Origin of the sequence: Actinomadura citrea, from assembly GCF_013409045.1 — a bacterium.
Taxonomy (GTDB): domain Bacteria; phylum Actinomycetota; class Actinomycetes; order Streptosporangiales; family Streptosporangiaceae; genus Spirillospora; species Spirillospora citrea.
Genome location: NZ_JACCBT010000001.1, coordinates 2,181,517 through 2,192,825, shown reverse-complemented (window position 1 = coordinate 2,192,825; position 11,309 = coordinate 2,181,517). Strand labels below are relative to the sequence as shown.

Sequence of the window (11,309 nt, the reverse complement as noted above, 5' to 3'; positions counted from 1 at the left end):
CGTCTACGCCCCGTCCGCTGATCTCCGCCGCATCGTAACCCGGGATTGGTCCGGGCAGAGGGGAAATCCGTGCCGGATCGCCTGTACCCGGTCGCCGGGGCAGGCGGTCAGCGGGACGCGCCGTGCCGGCGCAGCTCGCGCGGGCTGACGCCGAAGCGCTGCCGGAACGCGTGGCTGAGCGCGCTGGCGGAGGAGAACCCGGTGGCGTGCGCGAGGTCGGTGATGGTGACGTTCCGGTCGAGGGGGTTGCGCAGCCGGTCGCGGACGAGCCGGAGCCGCTCCTCGCGGATCAGCTCGCGGGGCGTGGTCCCGGCACGCTGGAGCGCGAGCTGCACCTGCCGCAGCGACCAGCCGAGGTCCTGCGCCATCGCGGCGCCGGTGAGCCCGGGGTCGGTGGCGTGCTCGCGGACGTAGCGGCGCACGACCGCCTCCACCTCGGCGAGGTGGCCGGGCGCGGGCGGGCGCTCGTCCCCGGCGAGCAGCAGGCACAGCAGCTCGGTGATCCGTTCGCAGGCGGCGTCGAACTGCGGCCCGCTGAGGCTGCGCCGCTCCTCGCCGACCGCCCGCACCATGTCGGCGACGACGCGGCCGAGGCCGGCGGACAGGTCGAGGCCGGTCACCGGGAGGGCCGGACCGCACAGCCGGCCGTCCATCTCGCGGGCCGGGATGGTCATGACCAGCGCGCGGGCCGGGCGCGGCTGGACGACCCGGAACGGCGCCGCGGGCGCGATGAGGCCGCCGGTGCCCGGACGCAGCCGCGCCTCGCGGCCGTCCTGCACCATGAGCATCTCGCCGTGCAACGGGAGCAGGAACCGGTAGCCGCGGTCGCGGCGCGCCTGCCCCGGGGTGCGGACGTAGTCCGCCTGGTCCGACAGGTACAGCACGAGCCGGTACTCGGCGCCGCGCGGCCCGGGCGGCCCGCCGAGCACGTCGTCCACCGCAGGCTCCTCCGCCCCCCGCCGCCCTAGATCACTTGCGGGCGAGCGTAGTACGGCCGCCGCCAACGAATCAGGCGAATCCATCGGAAAGTAACGTGATTCAGACGGTGGGTGATCTTGCAATGCGCCCGGCGGCAAGTTCTCTGCGCGCGACCACAAGCGCGCCCCCGCTCACCCGTCCTACGGTGCCGAAACCGCGGCGTATCCGCGCCGTCCCCCACCAGCCATGAGGCGGTCCGCCGGGTGCCCGAGCACCCCGGCCCGGCCGACCTCGCCGAAGACCCTGCACCGAGGATCTGATGGAGCAATTCCTCTTGGCGGCGGCGTTCGTCGTCGTGGCGGGCGCCGGCATCGCGGCCGCCGCCCTGCTGGTACGCCAGCGGCGGGAGACCGGCGACCTGCGCGCGCAGAACGCCGTCCTGGCCCGCGGGCTCGACCTGCGCGAGAAGGAGCTGCGGCATCTCGCGGACGTCCGGCTGCCCGAGCTCATGGAGTCCCTGCACAACCCCGGCGTGCGCGTCACCGGCCCGCTGCACGACCTGGAACGCGAGGCGCCCGCCTACGGGCAGGCGCTGCGGACCGTCACCGAGCTGTTCGCCGGGTCCGCCGCGCGCGTCCGGGAGCGGGCCGACCTGTCGGCCAAGTCGACGCTGCGGGCGATGATGCGCGCCGTCCAGAGCCTCGCCAACGAGCAGCAGCTCGCCATCTCCGACATGCAGGAGCGCCACGACGACCCGGACGTGCTGGAGGGCCTGCTCCGCGTCGACCACATGAACGCCCAGCTCGGGCGGCGCGCTCAGGCCACCGCCGTGCTGTGCGGGTCGTGGCCGGGCCAGCAGCGCTCGGCGTCGTCGATGAGCGACGTGGTGCGCGGCGCGACCTCCCGCATCCGCGACTACCTGCGGGTCAACATGCAGGGACCGGTGAACACCGCGGTGACCAGCCGGGCCGTGGAGCCGATCGTGCTGACCCTGGCCGAGCTCCTGGACAACGCGGCGCGGCACTCGCGCCCCGACACCACCGTCGAGGTCAACTTCCAGTCCACGCACAACGGCGTCGCGATCATGATCGACGACGCCGGGGTCGCGATGGACGCCGAGGAGCTGCAGCGCGCCGCCGATCTGCTGTCCGGCGACGCCTCGGTCGACATCCACCGGCTCGGCGACCCGCCCCGCGTCGGGTTCGCGGTGGCGGGCGTCCTCGCCGCGCGGTACGGCTTCCGGGTGTCGGTCGACACCCGCTCCCCCTACGGCGGCGTGCGGGCCGTCGTGTTCGTGCCGTCCGCCCTGCTCACCGACGTCCCGGGCGAGCGGGCACCCGACCCGTCCGCCGCGTCCCGTCCGGCCGTGGAGAGCCCCGCGCCCGCCGCCGCGGCGGACGTCCCCGCCACCCCGGGCGGGCTGCCCAAGCGCACCCGCGTGGCGGTCGCCGAACGTCCCGCCGAGGACGAGGAGCCGCCCGCCGCGCCGGACGCGGGGGCGCAGCCCCCGCCGCTCAGGCCGGCCCGGGAGACCGCCGCCGGCCTCGGCGCCTGGCAGCGCGGGACGCGGTCCGGCCGCGCCTCGACGCCGTCCGACGGCGAGGGCCCCGGCATCGAGAGCAAGGACCTGCGGCCATGAACGAGGGATGGAACGGCGCGATGGACGACGGTACGAACCGGCTCGGCTGGATGCTGGACGACGCGCTGCGCATGCCGGAGACGCGCTACGCGATCCTGCTGTCGGCCGACGGGCTGCTCATGGCGCACTCCGAACGGATCGGCCGGGACGAGGCGGAGCGCCAGGCCGCGGGCATGGCGGGCCTGCAGTCGCTCGCCCGCAGCACCGCCGAGTTCTGCGGGGACTCCGGCACGACCTGGCGGCAGACGGTGAACGAGTTCGACGACGGGTACGTCTTCCTCGTCGCCGCCGGCCCCGGCGCCTACCTGGCGGTGTCGGCGACGCAGCACGTCGACATGGAGACCGTGTCGTTCCGGCTCCAGGAACTCGTGCAGCGGCTGGGCAAGGAGTTGACCACCCCGCCGCGGCCGGGCGCGGGCCGTCCCGCATGACCCCGCGCCGCAGCAGGCGGGCGCTGGTCCGCCCGCACGTCGTCACCGGCGGGCGGGCCCACCCCACCCGCAACGTGTTCGACCTCGTCACCCTCGTGACCGCGACCGGCGACCTGCCGCGCACCGGCCTGTCCCCGGAGAAGGCGCGCATCGTCGAGCTGTGCCGCGGCGGCGCGCTGTCGGTCGTCGAGATCTCCGGTCATCTGAGCCTGCCCGTCGGGCTCACCAAGGTGCTGCTGTCCGACCTCGTCGACAGCGGGCACCTCACCACCCGGGCCGCCGCGCCCGCCGCCCAGCAGTCCAAGGCCCGGCTCCTTCAGGAGGTGCTCGATGGACTCCGCGCTCGCCTCTGACACCCCCTACCTGCGCGAGAGCGTCCGGACCGCCGTGAAGATCCTCATCGTGGGGCACTTCGCCGTCGGCAAGACCACCTACGTCGGGACGCTCTCGGAGATCCGCCCGCTGCGGACCGAGGAGCGGATGACGCAGGCCGGGGCGTCCGTGGACGACCTCGCCGGCATCAAGGACAAGACGACCACGACCGTCGCGATGGACTTCGGCCGCCTCACCCTCAGCGACGACCTCGTGCTGTACCTGTTCGGGGCGCCGGGGCAGCAGCGCTTCACCCGGCTGTGGGACGACCTCGCGCGCGGCGCCCTCGGCGCGCTGATCCTGGTGGACACCGCCCGCCTCCAGGAGTCGTTCGCCGTCATGGACATCGTGGAGAAGCAGGGCCTGCCGTACGCGGTCGCCGTCAACCACTTCGAGGGGGCGCCGCGCTTCCCCGAGGCCGAGGTCCGCGAGGCCCTCGACCTGACGCCGTCGACCCCGCTCGTCAGCTGCGACGCCCGTGACCGCACCTCGTCCACCGAGGCGCTCATCTCGCTCGTCGACCACCTCCTCACCCTGGACGGGGAGCAGCCATGACCATCGACCGCACCGCGCCCGAGCGCGTCCCGCTGTACGGCCCGGAGTTCGCCAAGGACCCGCAGGGCGCCTACGCGCGGATGCGCGAGCACGGCGACCTCGCGCCCGTCGAGCTGGCGCCGGGCGTGCCGGCGACGCTCGTCCTCGGCTACGACGCCGCCCTGGAGATCCTGCGCGACCCCGCCACGTTCCCGCGCTGCAGCGAGGTGTGGGAGGAGGCGGTCGGCCCCGAGTGCCCGGTGCTGCCGATGATGATGTCGCGGCCGAACGCCCTGTTCACCAACGGCACCGTGCACGCCCGCCTGCGGTCGGTGATCGTCGACAGCCTGGACCGGGTCGACCCGGTGTCGCTGCGCGAGAACGTCGAGCGCAGCGCCGACGTCCTCATCGACCGGTTCACCGGCGACGGCAAGGCCGACCTCCTCGGCCAGTACGCCCGCACGCTGCCGCTGCTGGTGTTCAACGAGATCCTCGGCTGCCCTCCCGAGATCGGCGACAAGCTCGTGCGCGGCATGAGCGCCATCTTCGACACCGTCTCGGCCGAGCAGGGCAACGCGCTGCTCGCGGAGGCGACCGGCGAGCTGGTGGCGAGCAAGCGCGCCAGGCCGGGCGCGGACGTGACGTCCTGGATGATGAGCCACCCCGCCGGGCTCGACGACCTGGAGATGGCCCACCAGGTCACGCTGCTGATGGGGGCCGGCACCGAGCCGGAGCAGAACCTCATCGCCAACGGCATCCTGCTGCTGCTCTCCGACGACCGGTTCGGCGGCGACCTGTCCGGCGGCGCCCTGCCCGTCGAGGACGCGCTCGACGAGATCCTCTGGACCGACCCGCCGATGGCCAACTACGGGACGACGTTCCCCCGCCAGGACATCGACTTCCACGGGTACCGGCTGCCCGCCCACCAGCCCGTCCTGGTCAGCTACGCCGCCGCGAACACCGACCCGTCCCGGGGGATCGCCGACCGCCGGGGCAACCGCGCCCACCTGTCCTACGCGGGCGGCCCGCACACCTGCCCGGCGAGGGGCCACTCCCGGCTCATCGCGTCCGTCGCGATCGAGAAGCTCCTCGACCGGATCCCCGACGTGGAGCTGGCCGTCCCCGAGGAGCACCTGGAATGGCGGCCGGGCCCGTTCCACCGGGCCCTCACCGCCCTCCCGGTCACTTTCCCGCCGGACCAGGCCCTTCCGTAGCGGCGCGCAGCGCGCCGACGACGGCGGCGAGCTGCGTGACCAGGCCGGCCACGCCGGTCTGGTCGCCGCCGTTGACCGTGACGGTGCGCAGCTCGTCCGGCTTGGGCAGCTTGGCCATGATCTCCGGCAGCGCCCCGATGAGCCGCGCCTGGACGGCCGCGGGCGTCCGCTCGTTCTCCAGCGCGGCGCGGGCGGCGTCCCGCTCCAGGTCGAGCAGCGCCTGCTCGTGCCGCGACCGGGCCCGCAGGTCGGCGAGGGCCAGCTCGCCCTCGGCGCGCAGCCGGGCCAGCTCGTGGTCGCGCTCGATGCGCAGCCGCCCTGTCTCGGCCTCCTCCTCGTGCCGCTCGCGCTCCATCCGCAGCGCGTGCCGCGTGGTCTCGGTCTGGAGCTCGGCGAACTCGCGGGAGTCGTCGTGCTCGCGCCGGGTGCGGCGCAGCTTCTCGACCGCCTCGGTGTCGAACAGCTGCGACTCGTTGCGGGCGCGCAGCTCGGCGAGCTCGCGCTCGTGCTCCAGCCGCTGCGTCTCCTTGACCCGCGCGGCGGTCATCTCCCGCTGCGCGACGGCCTCCTCGGCCTCCAGCTCGGCCAGCCGCGCGATCTGCCCCTGCTCGGCCCGGTAGGGCTTCTGCAGGTTCTCCCAGAGCCGCGAGGAGCTGACCACGGCCTCCTTGATCTGCACCGTGACGATCCGCAGGCCGAGCCCCTGGTCGCTGTTGTCCTCGCCCTCGGCGACCGCGCGCAGCCGGGCCGTCAGCTCCTCGATGATCGGCTGCTTGTCGCTGAGGACGTCGCGCACCCCCATCGTGGCGACCTTGTCCTTGATCGCCGCCTCGGCCTGCTCGCGGAGCTGGAGGTTCACCAGCCGCATCGGGTCGTCGCCGCCGAAGTCGAGCTTGCGGTAGGCGGTGCCGAAGTCCTGGATGATCCACTGGACGTAGCCCTGGACGAGCACGCCCTGAAGCTCCCGGCAGATGCAGTACGCGTTGATCAGGATCGTCTGCGTCGCGCCCGGCACCACGAGGAAGGAGTCGGTGGACGGGTTGAACCGGAACGACACCCCGAGGCCGATGTGCAGCGGCTCGTCGCGCCCCCGCCGGGTGTGCACGACGAACGCGTTCGGCGGGACGAGCACGTTCTTCCACCGCCAGAACCCGCTGATCCGCACGTCCACCGGCCCCGGGCCGGGACGGTCGGCGGGCGCCGCGCCGAGCGCGCGGTCGCGCTTGGCCAGCGGCCCCGGCGCCGGGACCGCGCCGGGCGCCCCGGGAGGCGGCGGCGGGGAGCGCCTGGCCTTCAGGTCGTCCTCCAGCACCGCCTGCTGGGCGACGACCTTGTCCAGATAACTGTTGCCCTGCTCTGAGGCGCTCATCTCGCTCCCCCGGAATTCGGTGTGGCCGATACATTAATGAACCTTTTGCTTGGATGCGTGCGTATTTGCGGCCGTGGCGACACACGAGGCGACGGCGATGCACCAAGGAGAACGGCGGGAATCGGCCCGGACGGACGTACCGATGCTCGCGATCGGAGCCGGAGCGATCGCGCTCGTCGTCCTCGCGCTGGTCGTGCGACTCGGGGGCGCGTTCAGCGACACCGCGGCGCCGGGGCTCTCCCAGGCCGGGGCACTGACCAAGTCCGGCCTGATGACGGCGCGGCTGGGCGGCGACGTCGCCGCCGTCCTGACGGTCGGGTGGCTGCTGGTCGCGGCCGTGTTCGTGCCCCGCACGCCCGCCGCGCGACGGTGCCTGCGCGCCGCGTCGCTCACCGCGACGGCCTGGGCGGCGTGCACGCTGGCGCTGATCGTGTTCACCGTCCTGGACCTGTTCGGGGTGGGCGTCACCAAGGTCACCGGCGACATGATGCGGACGTTCCTCGTCGAGCTGCCGCAGGGTCGGGCCCTGCTCCTCGTCCTCGCCGCCACGGTCGCCGTGTCGGTGGCGGCGAGCCTCCCGCGCGCCGTCGACGGGGCCGGGTACCTGCTGGCGGGCGCGCTCGCCGGGATGCTGCCGCCGCTGTTCACCGGGCACGCCGCGAGCGGCGCGAACCACGCCCTCGCCGTCTACAGCCTCGTCGCCCACATCGCGGGCGTCGCGCTGTGGGTCGGCGGCCTGGTCGCCCTGGTCACGCTCGCCCCGGCCGTCGGCGACCGGCTCCCCCGCGTCGCCGAGCGCTACAGCGGGCTGGCGCTGGCGTCGTTCGCCGTCGTCGCCGCCAGCGGCGCCGTGAACGCGTGGGTGCGGCTCGGCGGTCTCCACCTCGGGTCGCGGTACGGGGCACTGGTCGTCGCGAAGGCCGCCGCGCTCGCCGTCCTCGGCGCGATCGGCTGGTGGCACCGCCGCGCCACCCTCCCCGCCCTGCGCGGCGGGAGGGGCCGGCGGCCCTTCCTGCGGCTCGGCGCCGTCGAGATCCTCGTGATGGCCGCGACGACGGCGCTGGCGACCGGGCTGTCCCGCACGCCGCCGCCGGAGGTCGCGCCGGGCACGCTGGACGTCGTCGCGCTGCGGCTCGGGTTCCCGCTGCCCGGTCCCGCCGGGGCCGGGCCGCTCCTGCTCGACTGGTGGATCGACCCGCTGTTCCTCGTGCTCGTCGCCGGCGGCGCCGTCCTGTACGGGACGGGCGTCGCGCGAGTCCGCGACTGGCCGTGGCGGCGGAGCCTGTCCTGGACCGCCGGGCTGCTCGTCGTGCTGCTCGCCACCTGCGGCGGGATCTCCCGGTACAGCATGGTCCTGTTCAGCGTCCATGCCGTCCAGCACGTCCTGGTCGGCCTGGTGGCACCGGTCCTGCTGCTGTACGGGGCGCCTGTCCGGCTGGCGCTGAAGGCGATGCGCGGTGAGGGCGGGGCGCTGCTCGCCGCGGCCGCCGGGAGCCGGGGGGTCCGGGTGCTCACGGACCCGGCCGCCGCGTCCGCGCTGCTCCTGCTCGGCCTCTACGCGTTCCCCAGGTCGCCGCTGTTCGGGGCGTCCCTCGCCAACCACGCCCTGCACTCGCTGGCCCTGGTCGTCTTCCTGGTCGTCGGGCTCGCCTACTTCCACGGGACGACCGGGACGCTGATGCCGTTCGCCCTCCTGCCGCTCCACGCCATCGCCGGGCTCGCCCTGATGCGGGACGGGTCCGTCCTCGGCGGCTGGTACGAGCACCTCGGCCGCCGCTGGGGCGCGTCACCGCTGGACGACCAGCACCTCGGCGCCCTGCTGCTCTGGACGGCGGCCGCCGCCGTCACCCTCGCCGTCGCGGCGGCCCGCGGGCGCTACTGGCGGGGCCCCCGGTCCACGACCCGGCTGAGCGCCTCCACCACCGTCGGGTCGTACTCGGAGGCCGAGTCCAGCCGCAGCCGCTCCAGCACGGCGGCGCCCCGGTCGCGGTCGGCGGAGTCGCCGACCAGGTCGTCGTAGGCGTTGGCGACCTTGATGATGCGGCCGGCGAGCGGCGGCGGGATCGGCCGCTCCCCGGCTTCGCCGGAAGGCTCGCGTCCCGTCCGGTAGGGGTGCGACGACAGCTGAACGATGTTCGCGACCCGGTCCAGGACCCCGGTCTGCTTGATCACCTCGGCGCCGAGTTCGGCGATGCGGCGCTGCTCGGCCGGGGACGCCAGCACCGTCGCGCCGCCCGGGATCGGGTCGCCGAGCGACAGCTGCCCGATGTCGTGCATGAGGGCGGCGTACTCCAGTTCGAGCAGCTCCTCCTCCGACATCCCGAGCTCGCGCCCCATCGCCACCGCGAGCTTGGACACCCGGTGCGAGTGCCCCGCCTCCACGTAGCCGCCGACCTCGGTGACGCGCGACAGCGCCCGGACCGTCTGCAGGTAGGTGGCGCGGATCCCGGCGTAGCGGCGGAACGCGAACTGCGTCACCAGGATCGGCACCGTGAAGATCAGCAGCGCGGCCTCGCCCATCGCCGTCGTGGCGACCGCGATGAGCATGGCGGTCGCGCTGGTCGCGGCGCACAGCGCCATCTTCGCGTCGATCTCGTCGCGCAGCGCGATGCCGAACCGCGCCCGCACGGCCTCCGCGCGGATCATCGCGGCGATCAGCATGTCGGTGAAGCAGGACAGCACCACCACGAAGCACATGACGGCCAGCAGCAGCTGCCAGGGCAGCTGCAGGGACAGCAGCGGCCGGAAGCACAGCGCGACGACCGCGACGGTGAACAGCCGCCGCGCCATCGCGTCGGGCCGCGGGGACCGGCCGACCGCGATGTGCGGCAGCGAGCCGACCAGCATCCCGGCGGCGGTGACGGCGACGACCTGGAGCGCGGAGTGCCCGGCGGCCACGACGCCGAGCGGCGCGTCCGGGGCGGCGCCCTCCGGGCCGAGCCCGACCAGCAGCGCGTACCCCATCGCGCCGGCGCTGGCGATCGGCGCGACCTCCCGGTTGCCCGGCATCACCATGCGGAACAGCTCGCCCAGCGCGATCAGCACGCCGAAGATGATCGCCACGTCGGGCTGGCGCAGCCCGACCGCCGCGACCTCGGCGATCGCGACGATCACGAAAAGCCCGGCGGTGGCGATCAGCAGCAGCTGGCCGGAGTCGATGGTCTGCCACGCGGCCCGGTCGCGGGCGCGGGCCTCCCCGTTCATGGACGTCCCGTCTGGCGCACCTCGTCGCCGCCGGCGACGCGCAGCGGCGCGCTCGGGTCGTCGTGGTCCTGCTGGGTGGTCTCGACGACGTCGTCGTCGGGGAGCACGACCGGCCGCGGCGGCTCCCAGCCCTCCCGCTCCAGCGCACGCAGGAACGCCTCCACCATCGCGGGGTCGAAGTGGTCGCCGATCCCGCGGCGCAACTCCTCGACGGCCTCGTCCTTGGTGCGGGCGGCGCGGTAGGAGCGGGTCGAGGTCATCGAGTCGAACGCGTCCGCGACGGAGATGACCCGGGCGAACTCGGGGATCTCATCGCCCGCGAGGCCCATCGGGTAGCCGCGGCCGTTCATCTTCTCGTGGTGGTGCATGATGCCGGCGAGCGCCTCGTCCAGGAAGCCGATCTCGCGGACGATCTCCAGCCCGCGCATCGGGTGCAGCTGGATCGCGGCGAACTCCTCCTCGGTGAGCGAACCGGACTTCTGCAGCACCTTGGTCGGGACGCCGAGCTTGCCGACGTCGTGCAGCATCCCCGCGTACCGGATGGCCTCGACCCGGTCCGCGCGCATACCGATCTCCTGGGCGATCATCACCGAGCCGCGGGAGACGCGCTCGGAATGGCCGCGGGTGTAGAAGTCCTTGGTCTCGACCGCCTGGCACAGCGCGGCGAGCGTCGCGGCGTGCGCCTGCTGCTGCGCGTACGCCTGGTCCATGGCCCAGCGGGCGATGAACAGCGGGAGCAGAACCAGCACGGCCGCGAACGGCCCGACCCGCGGCCACAGCCCGGCGATCAGCAGGCCGACCATGCCGTAGCCGAGGCATCCGACGGCGAGCTGCCCGCTCTCGCGCAGCAGCTCGCGCGGCGAGGCCTGCCGGCTGAGCAGCAGCACCCCGGCCATCAACATCAGGTTCACCAGGACGAAGGCGACCAGCGCGCCGAGGAACGGCCCGATGACGTTCTCGACCCAGCGGGCCTTCTCGGGGTGGAAGCGGTCACCGTCCAGGAGGTCGAACACCGTCCCGGCCATGAAGCCGCTGAGCGCGAACTGCGCGCCGTTGAAGAGCCGCTTGACCGGAGCGAAGATCCGCTGCCCGGTGACCAGGGCGCAGAGGCCGAGCAGCGCGGCGCCGACCGGGCCGAGCAGCACCACCGACGCCAGGCTGGCGGCGAAGCTGAGCGACACCCTGGCCCGCGTGATGTTCAGCCGCGCGGGCGCCGAGTCGCAGATCAGGAACAGCAGCGCCAGGACGGCGAGCTTCGACCAGTCGAGATCTTCGAAGGACGACGTCGCGATGAGGCCCGCCGCCAGCGCGACCACACCGCAGACGTACGCCCAGGCAGCGAGAGGTAGTCCACGCATTGCCGCCCCTCGGGGAGTGACGAGTTGGCAGGCCGCCACCGGGCTCCCATGTGCCTGCCGGCACCTAGACCCAGGACACGCCCTTGGTCATCATCAGCGACGACGACGACGGGACGCTCGGGCGCCGCCCGTGTCCATGCGGTGTCACGCGCTTGAGCATGGCTCCTTGCCTCCCCCCAGCCGAACCGGGCCGACCGGCCTCGCGGCCGGCCACCGGGACCGGTTCGGCCCCGGTCTCCCGGGCGAGCACGTACCCCGAATTCCTCGGAG

General features: G+C 74.0%; 9 protein-coding genes and 1 pseudogene. 6 read left to right on the top strand and 4 right to left on the bottom strand.

The genetic code is table 11. The annotated features are described in order from the left end of the window. Positions 1 to 107: 107 nt before the first annotated feature. A complete protein-coding gene (locus tag BJ999_RS10325) occupies positions 108 to 938 on the bottom strand; it encodes a helix-turn-helix domain-containing protein (protein ID WP_229810488.1) in 831 nt (276 codons plus the stop codon). Between the two features lie 299 nt (positions 939 to 1,237). Between BJ999_RS10325 and BJ999_RS10320 the strand changes: the two genes are divergently transcribed. Genes BJ999_RS10320 through BJ999_RS10300 form a run of 5 tightly spaced genes read left to right on the top strand, consistent with a single transcriptional unit; the run spans position 1,238 to position 5,108 of the window. Further along, positions 1,238 to 2,557, top strand: a complete 1,320-nt coding sequence (locus BJ999_RS10320; RefSeq protein ID WP_179833090.1) for an ATP-binding protein — start codon at positions 1,238 to 1,240, stop codon at positions 2,555 to 2,557. Next, positions 2,554 to 2,988: a roadblock/LC7 domain-containing protein gene (locus tag BJ999_RS10315; RefSeq protein WP_229810489.1), complete on the top strand. Its 435-nt coding sequence runs from the start codon at positions 2,554 to 2,556 to the stop codon at positions 2,986 to 2,988. Before BJ999_RS10320 ends, BJ999_RS10315 begins: the two co-directional genes overlap by 4 nt. Then, on the top strand, positions 2,985 to 3,341 hold the full coding sequence (locus BJ999_RS10310; protein ID WP_089314386.1) for a DUF742 domain-containing protein: 357 nt from the start codon (positions 2,985 to 2,987) through the stop codon (positions 3,339 to 3,341). The genes BJ999_RS10315 and BJ999_RS10310 overlap by 4 nt, the downstream gene beginning before the upstream one ends. Next, a complete protein-coding gene (locus tag BJ999_RS10305) occupies positions 3,319 to 3,915 on the top strand; it encodes a GTP-binding protein (protein ID WP_179833089.1) in 597 nt (198 codons plus the stop codon). Before BJ999_RS10310 ends, BJ999_RS10305 begins: the two co-directional genes overlap by 23 nt. After that, the gene (locus BJ999_RS10300) at positions 3,912 to 5,108 is read left to right on the top strand and encodes a cytochrome P450 (protein WP_179833088.1); all 1,197 of its coding nucleotides are present in this window, start codon (positions 3,912 to 3,914) and stop codon (positions 5,106 to 5,108) included. Before BJ999_RS10305 ends, BJ999_RS10300 begins: the two co-directional genes overlap by 4 nt. Here the strand turns inward: BJ999_RS10300 and BJ999_RS10295 are convergent. Further along, positions 5,077 to 6,477, bottom strand: a complete 1,401-nt coding sequence (locus BJ999_RS10295) for an SPFH domain-containing protein (RefSeq protein WP_179833087.1) — start codon at positions 6,475 to 6,477, stop codon at positions 5,077 to 5,079. The genes BJ999_RS10300 and BJ999_RS10295 overlap by 32 nt on opposite strands. Before the next feature lie 97 nt (positions 6,478 to 6,574). Here BJ999_RS10295 and BJ999_RS41925 point away from each other — a divergent pair. After that, positions 6,575 to 8,299, top strand: a pseudogene (locus tag BJ999_RS41925) (bifunctional copper resistance protein CopD/cytochrome c oxidase assembly protein); the annotation flags it as partial. Positions 8,300 to 8,352: 53 nt separating this feature from the next. Here BJ999_RS41925 and BJ999_RS41920 read toward each other — a convergent pair. Together BJ999_RS41920 and BJ999_RS10285 are read right to left on the bottom strand one after the other, a co-directional pair. Beyond that, the gene (locus BJ999_RS41920) at positions 8,353 to 9,681 is read right to left on the bottom strand and encodes an HD-GYP domain-containing protein (RefSeq protein ID WP_229810490.1); all 1,329 of its coding nucleotides are present in this window, start codon (positions 9,679 to 9,681) and stop codon (positions 8,353 to 8,355) included. Continuing rightward, positions 9,678 to 11,039 carry an HD-GYP domain-containing protein gene (locus BJ999_RS10285; protein WP_179833085.1) on the bottom strand — a complete coding sequence of 454 codons (1,362 nt, stop codon included), beginning with the start codon at positions 11,037 to 11,039 and terminating at the stop codon, positions 9,678 to 9,680. The genes BJ999_RS41920 and BJ999_RS10285 overlap by 4 nt, the downstream gene beginning before the upstream one ends. Positions 11,040 to 11,309 lie beyond the last annotated feature (270 nt).